10 protein-coding genes are annotated in these 16,985 nt (G+C 66.6%); all 10 read right to left on the bottom strand.

Translation table 11 applies throughout. The annotated features are described in order from the left end of the window. Positions 1–76: 76 nt before the first annotated feature. Genes tagF through tssF form a run of 10 tightly spaced genes read right to left on the bottom strand, consistent with a single transcriptional unit; the run spans position 77 to position 16,982 of the window. The gene (tagF, locus tag QFZ94_RS04545; RefSeq protein ID WP_429455723.1) at positions 77–778 is read right to left on the bottom strand and encodes a type VI secretion system-associated protein TagF; all 702 of its coding nucleotides are present in this window, start codon (positions 776–778) and stop codon (positions 77–79) included. Then, complete coding sequence (tssM, locus tag QFZ94_RS04550) at positions 775–4,314, bottom strand: type VI secretion system membrane subunit TssM (RefSeq protein ID WP_429455724.1); 3,540 nt, start codon at positions 4,312–4,314, stop codon at positions 775–777. Before tssM ends, tagF begins: the two co-directional genes overlap by 4 nt. A 46-nt stretch (positions 4,315–4,360) precedes the next feature. Continuing rightward, positions 4,361–5,650 (bottom strand): DotU family type VI secretion system protein, encoded by a 1,290-nt coding sequence (locus tag QFZ94_RS04555; RefSeq protein ID WP_368581727.1) that lies wholly within the window; start codon positions 5,648–5,650, stop codon positions 4,361–4,363. 23 nt (positions 5,651–5,673) lie between these two features. Then, on the bottom strand, positions 5,674–7,008 hold the full coding sequence (tssK, locus tag QFZ94_RS04560) for a type VI secretion system baseplate subunit TssK (protein ID WP_429455725.1): 1,335 nt from the start codon (positions 7,006–7,008) through the stop codon (positions 5,674–5,676). A gap of 20 nt (positions 7,009–7,028) precedes the next feature. Then, positions 7,029–8,822, bottom strand: a complete 1,794-nt coding sequence (gene tagH, locus QFZ94_RS04565; protein ID WP_429455726.1) for a type VI secretion system-associated FHA domain protein TagH — start codon at positions 8,820–8,822, stop codon at positions 7,029–7,031. Positions 8,823–8,853: 31 nt separating this feature from the next. Continuing rightward, entirely contained in the window at positions 8,854–10,845 is a 1,992-nt protein-coding gene (locus QFZ94_RS04570) for a type VI secretion system Vgr family protein (protein ID WP_429455727.1), read from the bottom strand. Position 10,846: 1 nt separating this feature from the next. Then, on the bottom strand, positions 10,847–11,236 hold the full coding sequence (locus QFZ94_RS04575; protein WP_429455728.1) for a DUF4280 domain-containing protein: 390 nt from the start codon (positions 11,234–11,236) through the stop codon (positions 10,847–10,849). Positions 11,237–11,262: 26 nt separating this feature from the next. After that, positions 11,263–14,019 carry a type VI secretion system ATPase TssH gene (tssH, locus tag QFZ94_RS04580; protein WP_429455729.1) on the bottom strand — a complete coding sequence of 919 codons (2,757 nt, stop codon included), beginning with the start codon at positions 14,017–14,019 and terminating at the stop codon, positions 11,263–11,265. 3 nt (positions 14,020–14,022) lie between these two features. Continuing rightward, entirely contained in the window at positions 14,023–15,102 is a 1,080-nt protein-coding gene (tssG, locus tag QFZ94_RS04585) for a type VI secretion system baseplate subunit TssG (RefSeq protein ID WP_429455730.1), read from the bottom strand. Beyond that, positions 15,087–16,982: a type VI secretion system baseplate subunit TssF gene (tssF, locus tag QFZ94_RS04590; RefSeq protein ID WP_429455731.1), complete on the bottom strand. Its 1,896-nt coding sequence runs from the start codon at positions 16,980–16,982 to the stop codon at positions 15,087–15,089. The genes tssG and tssF overlap by 16 nt, the downstream gene beginning before the upstream one ends. Positions 16,983–16,985: the final 3 nt, after the last annotated feature.

Consider the following 16,985-nt stretch of genomic DNA (forward strand, 5'->3'; position numbering starts at 1 on the left):
CTTAAAGACGAATGACGGGAAGTCAATTTGAAACGCTGCTCCTTACCCCGCGCCGCGCGTGTGTGTGAGGCCGTGACTACGCGACCGGGCTCGAAATCACGTCGATCAGCGAGTCCCACTCCTGCCCGCCGACGTCGAGCAGACTCGCGAACTGCAGGCCGGTCGTCGCGGCTGTGGAAACTCTCACCGAAGCCGGCACCGCCGGCGATCCTTCGCTCCACCAGACCGCGTGTCCCACTGCGACGGTCCGTTCGAGCAAGGCCGCGAATCCGCCGTCGGCTGCATCGGGGATGGCGAGCCGCCACGGCATCAAGGTGCGATCCTCGTTGAACAGGCTCTCGGCACACAACGCCGCGTCGAATGCATCGAGGGCGAATTCCGGCGTCAGTGTCGACAAGGCCAAGGTCACCAGCCGGTCATACCATCCTTGCGCATCGGACAGTCGCCGTTCGAGTTCGGCGCCGTCGATCGCCTCGGCGATCGTGAACGGAAAATAGCGCCCCACACGGTCCACGCCGGGCGTCAGAACGCCCGCCCACGCGCTCGGGCCATACAGACCCGCGCCAAGCGCGAAACACCACACAGGGGCATTCAGATACAGTTCGAGCCACTGCGCGCCGAAGCGCTGCCGCGCGAGCAACATGCCTTCCTGCAAGCGCTCATCCCAACGCGTGACGAACTCGGCGTCCAGGCGCCGTCCTACGAAATCGCCATGCGTGCGCACCTTGCCGAAGAAACCGGGCCCCGGCGCCGGCTCCTGCGCATGCTCGCCGCTCATAGCCGATCCGGACAGCGGAACTGCTCGAGCATCGCGCGACGAAACGGATTCACGATGCTGCTGGCCGCCAGTTCGAAGTCCGCGCGCCGGCCATCCGAGTCGAAGCTCAGGCGGAAGCGGTCAGGTTGCGCGGTAGGTTGCAGGCGCGCGTCGTCCATCAGATGCAGCAGTGCCCACGGTCCGTCGGCGCGCGCCGCCGGTGCATTGCCCGGTGGCGTGAACTCGACGTGCGCCTGGCCGGTGCCCTTGCCGCTCGGCCACTGGAACACCATCGATTGCGGCGCGTCGGGCTTGACGACCATTTGCTGCCCATCGATGTCGAGCGTGAACTGGGTAATCGATGGATCGATCGTGAGCGGCTTCACCGTGAAACGGACCGACACGTCGCGGCCGCCAGCCCGGAAGAACGCATCGCGGATCTGCGCCGCGCGCTGGAATTGCGCGAGCACGTCGACCGGGATGCCGAGCGTATCGACGCCGCTGCGCCACTTCCACTGCGGTCCCGACATGTCGACCATCGTTGCGAGGTTCTTCTGGAAGAAGTCGTCGATCAGGCCGCCCGGGCTCAGCAGCTTGCCGAAGTCATCGGGTGCGACGTCGCGCGTGGAGGTGCGCACCAGCGGATAGCGGCCGTCGAGCGCCTGCCGGCACAGCTGCGCCACGTTCGCCTGCCACAACGCGTTCAGGCGCGCCCGCTCGCCGCCCACCATCAGCGACCCCGCGCCGCCCGCGACGTCGGTGGCCACCGTCGCGAGCGGCGGCGGCGCCCCCTGGGCGACCAGCTTGAGCTTGTTCAACGCGTCGCCGGGCGGCGGCGGCAAGCCCTGGCGGCGCGCCGAGTCCGCGGCCTCCAGATAGGTCGCGGCGTCCTTCAGCGCGGCGAGCTGCGTATCGAGTGGAACTGGGCCCGGTGCGCCGGGTTTGCCGGCGAGTTCATGCAGCGCCTGGAAATGCGCGTCGACCGGATTGAGTTCAGCCGGTGCGGGCGGCGCGGCGTCTTCCGGCTGATTGCCGAGCGCGCTCTCGAGACGCTTTTTGGCCGCATCGAGCTTGTTCGTCAATGCGGCGACGCCCTGCTCCGTCAACGAGCCGCCCGTTCTGGTGCTGCCCAGCGTGGTTTCCTGCGCCGCGGCCAGCATCAGCGAGCGCAGCGGCGAGTCGGGCGCCGCGAGCACATTCGCCACGCGCGCTCCCTGTTGCACGCCGTCGAACGGCACTACGTCGATATCGTTCAGCAACGCGTCCCACTGGCGGATGTACTCGTCGTAGTAAAGCCGCGTGATGCCCGCCTTCAGATCCTCGAGTCCGTTCGGCGTCAAGACCGATTCCTGACGGCCGAGCACCCAGTCGTCCTTCGCGATATCGATCACCGCCGCGTCGCGCAACTGGCCGAACTTCTGATAGCCGGCCCGCGTGTACGCGCCTGAAACACCGCGCGTCAACGGCGCGCCGCTCTTGCGCACGAGCACCAGCGACGCATTGCGCCCCGCCGCGTTGGCGACGCTGAACTCCGGCAGTCTGCTCTGTTCGAGATCGCGTTTGACGCGATTGAACAGGCGCTGCGTCAGCGGCATTTTGGCGAGCGTCGCGCGCGCCTGCGCGATCAGCTCCTTGTCGAGCGGCAGCGACGCGTCGAAGCGCGCCGGCTCGAACAACGCGGCGAGATGGCCGTCGATATCGTTGCGCTGATCGTCGCTCGCATCGCGCAACGGCCCGCGGCGCCAATCGACGTCGGCCCACAAGCGCACCGAGTCGGCGTCGAAATGCATCGAATCGCCCAGCATCAGATACGCGCGCAAGACTTCGTACTGGAAGTCGGGATTGTTCGCGTCGCCGCGGCGCAATTCTTCTTCCATCCGGCTCACCACCAGAGGCAGCAGCGTCTGCCGCAACAGCCGCCGGTAACTGGCCTGCGCTTCGAGGCCGAGCTTGTCGCCCTGATAAAGGCCGAGACGCGACAGCCACGGCACGCTTTTAGCGCGGTCCGCATAACCGCCGGGCAGGTCGCGCGCGGCATTGAGCAGCGGCAGCAGCGCCAGCGGGTTGTCGCCGGCCTGAGTGGTCTGCGCGAGCTTCTGCAAGTCGGTGACATGCTGTTGAACATCGGCGATGTACGCGCGATTGCGTTGATAGCTGACGAACAGCAGTACCAGCGCGAGCACGGTGACGACACCGATCGCCGCCAGCGCGGCGCGCTGGAACCACGCGCGGCGCCGCTCCAGCTTCTGGTTCACGCCCGCGAGTCCGGCTTCCTCGAAGATCACGCCGCGGAGCAGCCGCGTGATGAAGTACGCGCGCCCGCTCGCCGGATCGGGCAGCACCGCCTGTTGCTGGAAGCCGAGCGCCGAGGCCACCGCGCTCATCACGCGATCGATCGGCCGGCCTTCCTGGGTGCCGCTCGTGAAGTACACGCCGCGCAGCAACGCGGACTGCTCGAAGCGCGTGGTGCTGAAGGTTTCGTCGAGAAAGCTCTTCAGCACGGCTTGCAGACCCGCGAACTGCTGCGGGAATCCATAGACGAGCGCACGCCTGCGCACGTCGGTCTCGCGCTGCATGCGGCTCAGCACGCGGGCTTGCAGCTGCTTTTCCAGCGCGCCGAATTCGGCGGGAAATGCGGCCAGTGCGTCGTCGGGCGAACCGCCCTCGGTGAACGGAAACGTCATGCCCCAGACCTGTTCGCGCTCGTCGCGCCCGAGGTCGTCGAAGAATTCGGCGAAGCCCGCGAGCAGATCGCATTTGGTCACGACCACGTAGACCGGAAAGCGCATGCCGAGCTTGCCGTACAGTTCCCTGAGACGCTCGCGCACGGCTTGCGCCTGCTGCGCGCGTTGCGTGTCGGACAGTTGCAGCAGGTCGCGCGTCGACAGGGCCACGATCACGCCGTTCAGCGGCCGGCGCGGCCGATACTTGCGCAGCAGTTGCAGGAAGCCGGCCCACGCGGCCTGATCGGCTTCGGCGAAACTATCCTGGGTGGTGAAGCGGCCCGCGGTATCGAGCAGCACCGCGTCGTCGGTGAACCACCAGTCGCAATTGCGCGTGCCGCCCACGCCGCCGATCGACTGTTTGCCGAGCCGCTCGGCGAGCGGAAACTTGAGCCCGGAGTTCAGCAGCGCGGTGGTCTTGCCCGTGCCGGGCGCGCCGACGAACATGTACCACGGCAACTGGTACACGTACTGACTGCCGAAGCGCCCCTTGACCCGCGCCTTGCGCAAGGTTGCCATCGCGGCTTCGAAACGCTGCTTCAACGCGGCGATGTCGGCCTCGGATTCTTTCCTGCCGGGCTCGGCCGGTCCTTCCGCCACCACGCGGGTGAACCTGATGTTGGCCACACGCATTGCGATCCAGCGCACGCCCCAGTACACCGCCCACACCAGCAGCAGCGTGATGATCGCGGTCCAGCGGCTGCTGTCGCTTTCGAGCGGCTCATGACCCGCGTACGCGAAGAGCGGCCCCTCGACCCAGATGATCAACGACAGCGCGAGCACGCCGAGCAACGACAGCACGATGGCTCGTCTGAGCCAGCCAAAGATTTTCATATCCGGCTCCCCTGTGCCACGCGCGACGGACTGATCCCGCAGGCCTTCACGATGCCGCTCCCGGCGCCAGCACCGTGATATCGACGCGGCGATTGCGCGCGCGATTCGCGGCTGTATCGTTCGGCGCGATCGGCTCGGCGTCGCCGCGCCCTTCGGCGCTGAAACGCGCCGGGTTGCCGGCCCGCGACGCGAGCATGTCGCGCACCGCTTCGGCGCGCGCCTGCGACAGATGCCAGTTCGACGGGAATCGCGCGGACAAGACTCGCTGGTTGTCCGTGTGTCCCGCGACCACCACGTTGCCCGGCACTTCTTTCAACGCATCGCCGATGCGCTGGATCAGCGGCACGAAGCCCGCGGCCACATCGGTACTGCCCGACGCGAACAGGCCGTCGCCGTTGATCGTGACGACGGTCCGGTCGGGCAACTCCGACACCTGCACGAGACCGCGGGCGATTTCCGGCGCGAGGAATTGCGACAGCTTCGGCGCGGGCTTGGGCGCCGCCGCCAGTTTCGACGCGAGCACCGGTGCCGGCGCGACGCGGATGCCGTGCAGCGCTTCGAACACGCGGTCGGACATGTCGTTGAGCCTGAAGCTCAACACCAGATGAGCGATCACCAGCACGAGGCAGGCGATTGCCGCCGCGACCCACAACGGCACCAGTTGCAGCAACGGCTTGCGCTCGACCTTGACCGGCAGCCAGTGCGGCGACAGATCGCGTTCGGCCGCGCCGCGCTGGCCGCGAATCATCTGTTCGAGGCGTTCGCGGATCGTGTCGAGCTGCGTGCGGCCACCGTCGATCAGACGGTAACGGCCTTCGAAGCCGAGGCCGAGAATCACGTAGATCAGTTCGAGCACGTCGATATTGCCCGCGGGGTTCTGCGCGAGACGCTGCAGGATCAGGAAAAAGCGCTCGCCGCCCGAAGCCTCGTTGTGGAACGTCACCAGCAGGCTGCGGCTGCCCCACAATCCCGCCCCCCACGGCGTGCTGGCGATCGCTTCGTCGAGAAACGTGCACAGGCAGTAGCGCGAGGCGCCGAGCTTCTCGTCGTCGATACCATTGGCGCGGCCTTGCGTCTCGAAGTTGCGCACCATTTGCATCAGCTGGTTGCGCAGGTCTTCGACATTCGGATGGGTCGGCAACTGGCGCAACGGCAGCGCCAGTTCGATCAGCGGATTGGCCGCGCGCAACAGCGGATTCAAACCGCCGCCGGCGGGCAGCATCGGCGCGGGCGTCGCGGCGGTTGCGATGAACGGCGCCCGCGTGCCGCCCGGCGTCGGAATCAGGATCGTCGCGCCGGGATCGTCGGCGGGGCCACGCGGTTCGTCTGGACTCACGATGAACTTCCTCAATCAATGCGTCAGCGGCGAATTGCCCAGAACTCCATCGTCAGTCCGGGAAAGTCACCGGCGACGTGCAACGCCATGCCCGCGGAATTCGCGAACTGCTTCCACAGCTCGTTGCCGCGATCGAGTTCGAAGTAGGTAAAGCCCGCATGGAACGGCAGCTGCCGCGGCGCCACCGGCAACGCGCGCAGGCCGACGCCCGGCAATTGCAGATTGACGAGATCGCGAATGCGTTCGATCGGGCCGATCTTCACCTGCGGCGCGAAGCCGGTCAGGATGTGCTCGGCCGGCATTTGCGCGCGCACCGCGAGCACGAAGGTCGCGCCGGCAAACAGCGTCTTGTCCGGCACGATCGCCACGCGCAAACCGAACTTGCGCTCTTCGAGCGGGATCGCCACCGCGTGCGGGTCCATCACCATGCTCAGCGACGCGCGAATGTCGTCGATCACCGGCGCGAAGGTTTCGCGCAGCCACTCATGGCGATACACCGGATACGCCGGCGGCCGCTTCGACGCCTGGCTGAAAGTTGTCAACTCGCCGGCCAGCTGCACGGCCAGCTGGTACAGCGCTTCGGGATGCAAACCGGTCATCGTCGACAGATGCGCGGCGAGCGGCTCGTGGCGATTGATCAGTTGCAGCAACAGAAAGTCGGCCACCTCCGCGACGCCGGTCACGCCGGGCTGCGCAAGCCGTCCGGCCAGCGCTTCGCCGCGCTGATGCAGAAGGCCCACGAGGTCGTCGACGAACGCCGCGAGCCGGCGCGCCACCCGGTAGTCGAGACACGGCGGGCTGTAGTCGTTTTCGAGCACGACGCGGTTGTCCGGCAGACGCTCGAGCACGCGCGCGACGCCGAGCGCCGTGTACGCGTTCGCCACGTCGGGCGCGAGCGCGAGGCGCACCCGCAGTTTGCCGATCTGCAGCAACGCCGCGCCGGCATTCGGATCGTTGCTGTCGCTGACGTCGAATTCGGCGACACGGTGCCGCGCGAAGTTCTCCTCGCTGGCTTCGTTGCCGGTTTCGGCGACGCCAGGCCTGCGCACCGGCAGCGCCAGTTGCACCAGCATGTTGCGGGTGCCTTCGGGAATCTCGAGCGGCTCGGGCAGATCATCGTCGGCGGGCAGATCGAACGGCGTGCCGTCCGGCATCACGCCCGAGCACGACAGCAGCGCGAGCTTGCCGAGCTTGAGCAGCGGCTCGTCGATCTCCAGCGCGGTAAAGCCCCAGCTATACGGACGCAGGCCGGCCGCGCGCGTCTCCAGTTGCCGCTGCAGATAGCGGTCGTGCTGCTGCAGATGCTGGGGCTGCAGAAACATCCCCTCCGACCAGATGACTTTGCTGTTCCAGGACATGTTGTCTCGTTCAAATGTTGCTAGGTGGGATCGCCGGGATGTTTCGGCTGACGCTCGCGGGCCGCGCGCAGTTCGTCGATCTGGGCCTCGTACGCTTCATTGAACGCCTGACCGAAGAACTTCTGGAAGTCGTCGTCGGCATCGCGCGCGACGGCGCCCTGCAATGCGACGAACAGATCCCACAGTTTCGCCTTGCGGTTGGACAGCACTTTTTCGAGCGCGCCGGTGTCTTTCAGCTGCGCTTCGATCGAAGCGGGATTGAAGCGCCCCAGCACGTGCGCGAGCGCCGCGCGCATGCCGGCGAGCACGGCGAGCTCGTGCGCCTCGATATCGTCGAAGGCGCGCCTGAGCGCTTCGTCGGGCGGCAGATAACCGGCCGAGCGGCCGGTCAGCATCTGCGCCAGCGCGCTGTCGACGTCGGGGAAAAATTTGAGCGGGTTGTTGTCGCGCGCGACGATTATCGTCATGTCGAGACGGGCTTCGCGCTTGGTCATCGAGCGCGCGCGCAGCACGCCCATCGTGCCGCGCAGCGCTTCGCGCAGCATCGTGCCGACCAGACGCGCGAACTCCGGTTCGGGCAGGTTCGGCGCGCGCGACGGGTCGAGGCCGAGGCCTTCGAGCAGCGCCTGCATGATCGCGGGGTTCTGGCTCGTGGTGGTGGCGGTGGCCGTTTGGCGAACCGGGGCTGGGGCTGGCTGCGCGCTCGGCGCTGGTGCCGGAGACGGTGATGCGGTCGGGCCCGCGGATGGAGCCGGCCGCTGAACCGGCTGCGCCACTGGCTGCGGGGCCGGCTCCGAAGCGGGCTCGGAAGCGGGCTCCAAAGCGGACTGCCCAGCCAGCGACGGCCCCGGCGCCGCAGCCGGCACGGCAACCCGCGCGGTGGCGGCCTGCGGCGCGACCACGGGCACGATCACCGGCACCACCGGCGCCAGAGGGGTCGATGGCGCGAACTGGGTCGACGGCGTGGACGGCGCCGACGGTATCCCGAACAGATCATCGAACGGTGTTGGGGCCGACCCCGCCGCGCCGGGATCGAGCAATCCCGGCGGCAAGCCGGTCGGGCCGCCCAAAGGCGCCGCCGACGGCGCGGGCGCAGTGGGCCATCCCGGCAACTCGTGCGCAGGACGCGGTGCGGCTTGCGGCCCGCTGGCCGGCCCCGGCGTTTCCCACTGCGCCAACGCATCCGCGAGCGGGTCGTAGTCCGCCGGGATGCCTCCCACGGGCGTGGCCGGCCTGCCGGGCTCGGGCCGGGATGCCTGCGGCGCCGAGAACGCCTGCAACTCCGGCGACACATGATCGCTCTCCGAGCCCGCAAAGCCCGGACGCGTCGAGATCCGCTGCTGTGCGCCGAAGCCCGGCTGCCCGAGCGGATCGAGCGCGCCGAGCTGCAACACGTCGCCCTGCGAATCGGCGGGCAACGGTCCGCTGAGCACTTGCGCGGCACTCAGCGGATCGTGGCCGCCCGTCAGCCCGCGCACGTCCGCCGCCTGCTCGCCGATCGACACCTCCAGCAGATACGGACCGATCACCAGACGGTCGCCGTCCGCGAGCCGCGCCTCGCGCGTGCCGCCGAGCGCGCGCTGATTCAGCACGCTCGGATTGCTGCCCAGATCGCACAGCAGATAATCGCCGCCGCGAAACTCGACGCGCGCGTGCACGCGCGAGATCGCGCGCTGTTGATCGGGCAGCACCAGCGTGCAGTCGTTGGCCCGGCCGATCGTGCCGCCGGCGGGGCCGAACGCGATCACGATCGGCTCGGCCAGCGTCTCGTCGTTGAATCGCGCAACCCGCAGCGAAAGAATCGGATAGTTCACTTGGCTCCCCACGAGCGGTCAGGTGCATCACTCACGATTTGATTTTTTTGGTTCCATCATCGGCGTCTTTGGGCGCGCTCGGTGCGCTCGGCGACGAGCCGCTGCCGGAGCCCGCCGAGCCGCCCGAATTGAGCAGGATCGGTGTGCCCGACACCGCCACGCTGACCGGGCCGACCACCACGAACGCGCCGCCCGCTTTCAGCGTAATACTCGCGCCGGCTTCGATCACGATGTTCATGCCCGCCTTGATATGGATATTCATGCCGGCATCGATCGCGTAGTCCATGCCGGCTTTTTCCTGCAGCTTCTGCCCGACCTTCAGCGACGCGTTGCCGTCGACCTGGGCGTTCTGGTCGCCCGTCACGGCATCGTGGCGCGCGCCGGTGATCGCGACGAACTCGTTGCCGGTCACCTTCAGATGCCGGTCGTTGCCGACATTGCTCAGCATGTCGTTCTTGACCCAGGTCTCGTGGTCCTTCTCGGCGTGGAAGAACAGTTGTTCACTGCCCTTGTCGTCGTCGAAGCGCATTTCGTTGAAACCGCCGCCGCCCTTGGTCGAATTACTCTTCAGCGTCGAGAACATCTGATTGGCCGGCAGCGCGTACGGCGGCATCGTGTTCGCGTTGTACACGCATCCGGTCACGAGCGGCCGGTCCGGATCGCCCTCGACGAATTCCACGACCACCTCCTGACCGATCCGCGGCAGGAAGAACGTGCCCCAGTTCTTGCCGGCCCAGCTCTGCGACACGCGCACCCAGCACCGCTTCATGCGCGCGTCCGAATCGGACGGCGGGGCGAACTGCTCCCAATGAAACTGCACCTTGATGCGGCCGTATTTATCGGTGAGGATTTCTTCACCGTCCGGGCCGACCACCATCGCGGTCTGCGGGCCCGCCACGACCGGCTGCGGCGTCAGCCGCTCCGAGCGGAAGTGGTTTTCCTTGCGCAACGCGCTGAACGCGCAGTCGAAGAACGGCAGCGAAGGATCGTGGCGCACCGTCGACACATAGACATCCGAATTGATCTCGTACGCGGCGCTGACCACCAGATAGTCGTGGTTCTGCGCGTCACAGGCGTGATTCTCGAGCTTGAACTGACCGCCCGGCCAGATGCCGCGCGCGCTCGCGCGGCCCGAGATGCTGTCGTTGCGTGCCTGACGGATCTCGATACCGACCTTCGCATAGCGGTCGCCGTCGCTCGCCTGCACGTGCCCGCTCAGATGTTCCTGCATCGCGTACACCGGCGGATCATAGACTTTCGGCCGGGTCGCGCGCGACAGCAGGCCTTGCTGATTGCTCAACGTGGGCTTTTCGAAATCGTAGTCGTTGACTTCGTACTTGCCGGTCTGCAATTCCGCGCCCGAACTCCACGCATACACGCATTCCATCTCGTTCGAAGGCTCGTACCATGCATCGTATGGAATCGACGCATAGTGTTCGATCGGTGCGTGCACGTCGCTCGAATCGGTCAGCACCAGCGTGTGCTTGCCCCCTTTGTGCTCGAAGTAGTAGTAGATGCCCTCGTGCTCCATCAGGCGGCTCACGAACGCGAAATCGGTCTCCCGGTATTGCGCGCAGTGCTGCAGCGACGGATAGGTCGCCTGGCACTTGTTGCTGACGTCGATGTTGTAGTCCTGCAGCACGCTGGTCACAATGTCGAGCACGCTCTTTTCATGGAAAAAGCGGCTGTGCGACGCGCGTGTGAGCAGCCACAGCCGCGGGCGCACCACCGCTTCGTAGCGCGCCATGCGGTTGCGGGTGTTGTCGCCCGGCGCGACGATCCGGAATGCCGTGACGATGCCGTTGAATTGCCGCTCGCCCTCGCCCGGCAACGACAGCGCAATCGAGATGTCATGCCCGAGCAGATCGCCGGCTTGCAGATCGTTGCGCTTGCTCAGCAGGTCGAGCCGCCATTCGCTCAGGCGCCCCAGCTCCTCGGTGCCGCTCAGATGCAGAAACAGCAGATCCTCGCCGGCAGGCGCGCAACTGACGGTGACGTGTCGGTTCGGGTTTTGCGAGGTCATATCACGGAATCATCGTCTTGACCGTCGCCGGATTGACGATCGTGACCACGCCGCCCCAGTTGCACATGCAGGTCGACACGTTGTCGAGCGACGGCTGGTTGCCGAGCAGCACGGTCGGCGCGCCCGGCGTCCACGGCGTCATGGTGGCCGGAATGCACGGCATCGGCGTCAGCACGCCCAGCGCCGCCGCCGTCGCGGCGGCGACGGTCGGGTTGGCCGGCGAACTGCACACGCCGAACGGCATGATGTTGACGAGCGGAATGTGATCCATGATGTTGGCCGCGGGCGGCCCTTCGCCCATCACCCGGTTGATCGGTAGCACCACCAGTGTCGAAGGCGCCGCGCCGAACGAACATTGCAGCGTCGCGCCCATGCTGACTTGTTGCGGCATATGAAGGCATCCTCCGGTTGGATCGATCAATCGAACGTATAGAGAAATTCACCGTCGCGCGCGCCGATCTGCACTTTCGTGACCGCGCTTCCGTTCATCATGCGCGTCAAAAATTCCGTGCTGATGCGCGGCAACAGCGTGTTGGTCAGGATTGCGTCGATCATGCGCCCGCCGCTTTCGAGTTCCGTGCAGCGGCTGCCGATCAGCTTCACGACGTCGTCGTCGTAGGTAAAAGGAATCTTGTGCGACACGCGGATTCGCTTCTCGATCCGGCCGAGCTGTAGCCGGATGATCGCGCCGAGCATTTCGTCGGACAGCGGGAAGTACGGGATCACCACGACGCGTCCCAGCAAGGCCGGCGGAAACACCTTCAGCAACGGCTCGCGCAACGCTTTGGCGATGCCGTCCGGCTCCGGCATCAGCTCCGGGTCCTTGCACAGGCTCGTGATCAGATCCGTGCCGACATTGGTGGTCAACAGGATCAGCGTGTTCTTGAAGTCGATCACGCGGCCCTCGCCGTCTTCCATCCAGCCCTTGTCGAACACCTGGAAGAACAGCTCGTGAACGTCGGGATGGGCCTTCTCGACTTCGTCGAGCAGCACCACGCTGTACGGGCGGCGCCGCACCGCCTCGGTCAGCACGCCCCCTTCGCCATAGCCGACGTAGCCCGGCGGCGCGCCCTTCAGCGACGACACCGTATGCGCCTCCTGGTACTCGCTCATGTTGATCGTGATGACGTTCTGCTCGCCGCCATACAGCACCTCGGCGAGCGCAAGCGCGGTCTCGGTCTTGCCGACCCCCGAGGTGCCGGCGAGCATGAACACGCCGATCGGCTTGTTCGGATTGTCCAGACCCGCGCGCGAAGTCTGAATGCGCCGTGCGATCATCTCCGTCGCGTGAGCCTGGCCGATGATGCGGCGGTTCAGGTTCTCCGCGAGCTTCAGCACGTTCTCGATTTCGTTGCGGACCATCCGGCCCACCGGTATGCCGGTCCAGTCCTGCACGACCGAGGCGACCGCCTGCTGATCGACGGTCGGCAGGATCAGCGGGTCTTCGCCTTGATGCTGCGCGAGCTGCGCCTGCAACTCGCGCAGTTCGGCGAGCCGCGCTTCGCGGGTCGCGGTATCGGTGGCGGGGTTTCCGGTTGCGCCCGGTGCGGCTGTTTCGTTTGCGGCTTCGTTCGCGTCGCTCACCTGCGCCGCGCCCTCCACCTTGCCGGTCTCGCCGCGCAGTTGCGCGCGCAGCGCGAGAATCCGCGTGACCAGTTCTTTTTCCGCCTGCCAGCGGGCGTCGAGCGTGGCGAGACGCGCCTGTTCGGCGGCGAGCTTTTCCGCCGCGGCGGCTTCACGCTCCCGCGTGTCGACGCCCACCGCGCTTTCGCGGCCGATGATCGCGAGCTCGGTTTCGAGCGCCGCGATCCGCTTGCGCGAATCGTCGACCGATGCCGGCGTCGCATGCTGGCTGACCGCCACGCGCGCGCAGGCGGTGTCGAGCAGGCTGACCGCTTTGTCGGGCAACTGCCGCGCCGGAATGTAGCGATGCGACAGACGTACCGCGGCTTCGAGCGCTTCGTCGAGCACCTGCACCTTGTGGTGCTGCTCCATCGTCGAGGTGACGCCGCGCATCATCAGGATCGCGCGGGTCTCGTCCGGCTCGCTGACCTGCACGACCTGAAAGCGCCGCGTCAGCGCCGGGTCTTTCTCGATGTGCTTCTTGTATTCGGCCCACGTGGTTGCGGCCACCGTGCGCAGCGTGCCGCGCGCGAGCGCGGGCTTCAGCAGATTGGCCGCATCGCCGGTGCCGGCCGCCCCACCCGCGCCGACCAGCGTGTGCGCTTCGTCGATGAACAGGATGATCGGCTTCTCCGAAGCCTGCACTTCCTCGATCACCTGCCGCAAGCGATTTTCGAATTCGCCCTTCATGCTCGCGCCGGCCTGCAACAGACCGACGTCGAGCGTGCGCAACTGCACGTCGCGCAGCGACGGCGGCACGTCGCCCGCCGCGATGCGCTGCGCGAAGCCTTCGACCACCGCGGTTTTGCCGACGCCCGCTTCGCCGGTCAGGATCGGATTGTTCTGCCGGCGGCGCATCAGGATGTCGACCACCTGGCGGATTTCCTCGTCGCGCCCAACGATCGGATCGAGCTTGCCGTTGCGCGCCTGTTCGGTCAGATCGGTGGTGAAGCGGCGCAGTGCCTCCTGCTTGCCTAGCGCGGCGGCCGGCACCGGCCCGCCGGTGGTGTCCGCGTCGCTGCCTTCGCGCTGCGCGCCGCCCGCCTGAAAACCATCGCTCGCGCTCATCGCCGCTTCCGGCGAGCCGCGCAGCAGGCTGTGAAACTCATCGACGAGCGAATCGAGCTTGATGCGCTCGAACTGACGCGAGATGCCGTAGAGCCCGTTGCGCAGCGACGGCGTCTTCAGGAGGCCGACCACCAGATGCCCGGTGCGCACCTGCGATTCGCCGAACATCAGCGAGCCGAACACCCAGCCACGCTCGACCGCCTCCTCGACCTGCGACGAAATATCGGTCACCGAACCCGACCCGCGCGGCAACCGGTCGAGCGCTTCGGTCAGATCGCGCGCCAGCGCGGAAGGCTCGAGCCCGTAGTGTTTGATGATGCGGTGCAAGTCGGAGTCCTGCAGTTGCAGGATCTGATGGAACCAGTGCGACAGCTCGATATAAGGATTGCCACGCAGCTTGCAAAACACGTTCGCGCTCTCGATTGCGCGGAACCCGAGCTTGTTCAGCTTGCCGAACAACGCTGCCCGTTTGATCTCGGCCATTTTCTATTCCCTCGATGATGTCGATGGCGGCGCCCCCGCGGGCGCCTCGCGGGCCGCCACGGCAATCCGTGAACGGCCGTCGGGACCGGTCGGCTGCAACACCAACTGACGCTGATCGCCGCGCGCCGGGCGGCCGAGCGTCCACGTGGTGTAGCCGAGCCGCGTGTGGCGCCCGAGCTTGAGGCGCGGTACGTCCTCCTGCTTCAACACCAGCCGGAGATCCCAATCGAGCCCGTCGCGCGTGTAATTGCGCACCCAGTCGACGAGGCGGTTCAGACTCTCGCCGCCCGGCAGGAAGCGCTCGTAATCGGCGCGGCTCAACGGTCCGATCACGATGCGGAACTTGTGCTGGCAATCCCACACGCGCGCGCCGAGCAGCGTCGACACGCCGAGCGGGGCCGAACCGTCCGCTGCGCCGAGGCGCAACAGCGAGTTCGCGGGCAGCGTCATCCAATGGCCGACCCACTGCTCGATATCGACCGGCAGGTTGAAAAAGCGCGCGAGCACGAGTTTCAAACCGGCGGCGGGACGGGTCGGCCCGCCCAGCAAACCGGCGAAGTGCAGCTTGGCGAAATCGGGCACCGCGTCGCGCTCGCGCAGCGTCGGCTCGCCGAGCCCGAACACGCTGCCGACATAAAACGAAAAGCGATCGCGCCCCGGGCGGTCGAGACTCACGGCCGGTTGCGCATTGGCCCAAGCGCGATAGAACAGCGACACCATGCGGTGATGGAAGACATCGAGAAAGCGCGCGAAGGTCGGATCGTTCGCATTGCGCGCGCGGTCCCGCGCGTATTCCGTCAGATGGGTCGGCAGGGGTCCGTGCGGCCCGAGCAGACCGAAGAATTTCACCGCGAGGCGCGCGGCATGATGCTCGCCGGCCGGCGTGAAATCACCGAGCGTGGTCGGATGGAAAACCAGTTCGGGTTCCTGCACGAAGCGAATCGCGTCGTCGCGCGGCTGCATCGACTCCCCCACGCGCGGCTTGTCAGGGTACGCGTTCTCCAGCAGCCGCACGACCTGAAAGAAGTCGAAGCGGCGCGCATCGTCTTCGAGCCGGCGCAGCAGTGTCAGAGCGTCCGGCATTGTCCGACCCTCGCTGGCCAGCGCATGATCTCGCCGCGTGAAAGCGTCTTCACGACGGTCTCGGTGAACGAGTTGATCGATACGTATTGCGCGAAATAATGCGCGAGCACCGCGCCGAGCACAAACGCGCCGGCACCTTCGAATGCGGCTTCGTCGAGCGTCAACGTCACTTCGAGACCGCGGCCGAACACGATCGGTCCCGCGCACGGCAAGCGTCGCGTCACCGAGCGCGAATCGATCGAGCGCACGCCCTCGATCAGCCGCTGACTCGCGATCTCGTCGGCGGGACAGTAGAGGCTCAGCAGATCGCGCAGCGCGCGGGCGCCCTCCTGCGCATCGTTATCGAGCAGCGACGAGTAGTTCAGCGACAGGTGGCTCAATAGCCGCCATGCCACGGCCCCATGCGCATACGACGGCAGCGGCCGGCTCGGGCCGCTGATGCAGCGCACGCTTTGCACCGGCGCTTCGACATCGAGCGTGAAATCGGCGGGGCCGACGCCGACCGGCATCGTCAATGGCAGGTCGCGGTTCGTGCATAGCACCTGCAAGCCGAGTTGACGCAGGTCGGCGCGAAACGGCGCATTGCTCGCATCCACCAGCGCGATGAACATCTCGCTGCCGAGGTAGCTCGTGCGCGGGCCGCGCTCATGCTGACGTGCCGACGGCAAACGCTTTTCGCGGCGCACCTGGTAGTACGCGCCGGCACGATACGTCGCACCGAGATCGCGCGCGTGATAGAACGGCTCGAAGCGCTGCTCGCCGCCGGCGCCCGCGCTATAGCCCGTCGCACTCTCGATCTGGTAGATCTCGAAGTCCATCGGCCGGGTGCGATCGGCCACCACGTGATACTCGAACTGTTCGTCCGACAGCGCGATGCGATCGGTACGCTTCGAAAAAAGATTGATCGCGGGCGTGCAATGCAGCGCGAAATTATTGGCATCGAGCGACTGTTCGAGCAGCGGATCGCCGCGTTTGAGGAGCACGACGACTTCGATCTCGGTGTCCGCGCAGCGCCGCAACGCCGCCTGCAAGCCGTCGATGGCGACGAACATGAAGCGCTGCGGAAACGCGAAATACTCCTGCAGCAGCCGGTAGCCCTGGAACGACTGCCGGCTGACCGGCAGCAATGCCTGATCGTCGGCAAAACCGAGCGGCCGCAGCGCGCTCGCCGGCAATTGCACGTGCCAGGCCGCCGGACGTTTGGCCGGCATCACGACGACGCCGCTCACCGAACCGAGCAGACGCTCGTGGATCCGCGTGGCCATCCCGTCCGAGCCGCGCAGATACAGCGTCAGCCGGTCGAGTTTCAGCTGGTTGATTTTCAGACCGGCGGTGGCGCGCAGACGCAGTCTCAGACCCGCCTTGATACCGGCGCCCGCCGCCATGCTCGCCGGCAACGCGCTGTCGACGCCGCCGAGCGAGCCCGCGTGCGTAAAAAACCGCGCCTCCGTGATTTCTAGCGGCCAAAGCGTCAGTTCGTGCGCGCTGCGGTATTCGCAGCGCGTCGAGCCGTTCTTGTCGAGCACACTGCGCAGCGCGCTGCCGCGTGGAACCCGCACGCCGTCCGCGAGATTGGAGCTCGTCAGGTCGGGCTGGATCTGCACCACGGCCATCGACGGTGTCGGCGCGAGGTAATGCGGATACACCAGTTCCGCGAGGTGCTGGGTGAAGCGCGGGAACTCGTCGTCGATCTTCAGTTGCACGCGCGCCGCGAGGAAACTGAAGCCTTCGAGTAGACGCTCCACATAGGGGTCCGCGCATTCGAGGCTTTCCATGCCGAGGCGCCCGGCGATCTTCGGAAATTCGCGCGCGAACTCGCCGCCCATCTCCCGAAGATGCTGCAATTCCTGGCTGTAGTATTTGATCAGGTCGGGATTCATGGC

Origin of the sequence: Paraburkholderia sp. JPY465 (genome assembly GCF_050436725.1) — a bacterium.
GTDB lineage: Bacteria > Pseudomonadota > Gammaproteobacteria > Burkholderiales > Burkholderiaceae > Paraburkholderia > Paraburkholderia youngii.

Bases quoted from the DNA above. Each gene is read 5' to 3' on its own strand.
- tagF (WP_429455723.1), bottom strand. From the start codon at position 778: ATGAGCGGCGAGCATGCGCAGGAGCCGGCGCCGGGGCCCGGTTTCTTC.
- tssM (WP_429455724.1), bottom strand. From the start codon at position 4,314: ATGAAAATCTTTGGCTGGCTCAGACGAGCCATCGTGCTGTCGTTGCTC.
- tssK (WP_429455725.1), bottom strand. From the start codon at position 7,008: ATGTCCTGGAACAGCAAAGTCATCTGGTCGGAGGGGATGTTTCTGCAG.
- QFZ94_RS04570 (WP_429455727.1), bottom strand. From the start codon at position 10,845: ATGACCTCGCAAAACCCGAACCGACACGTCACCGTCAGTTGCGCGCCT.
- QFZ94_RS04575 (WP_429455728.1), bottom strand. From the start codon at position 11,236: ATGCCGCAACAAGTCAGCATGGGCGCGACGCTGCAATGTTCGTTCGGC.
- tssH (WP_429455729.1), bottom strand. From the start codon at position 14,019: ATGGCCGAGATCAAACGGGCAGCGTTGTTCGGCAAGCTGAACAAGCTC.
- tssG (WP_429455730.1), bottom strand. From the start codon at position 15,102: ATGCCGGACGCTCTGACACTGCTGCGCCGGCTCGAAGACGATGCGCGC.
- tssF (WP_429455731.1), bottom strand. From the start codon at position 16,982: ATGAATCCCGACCTGATCAAATACTACAGCCAGGAATTGCAGCATCTT.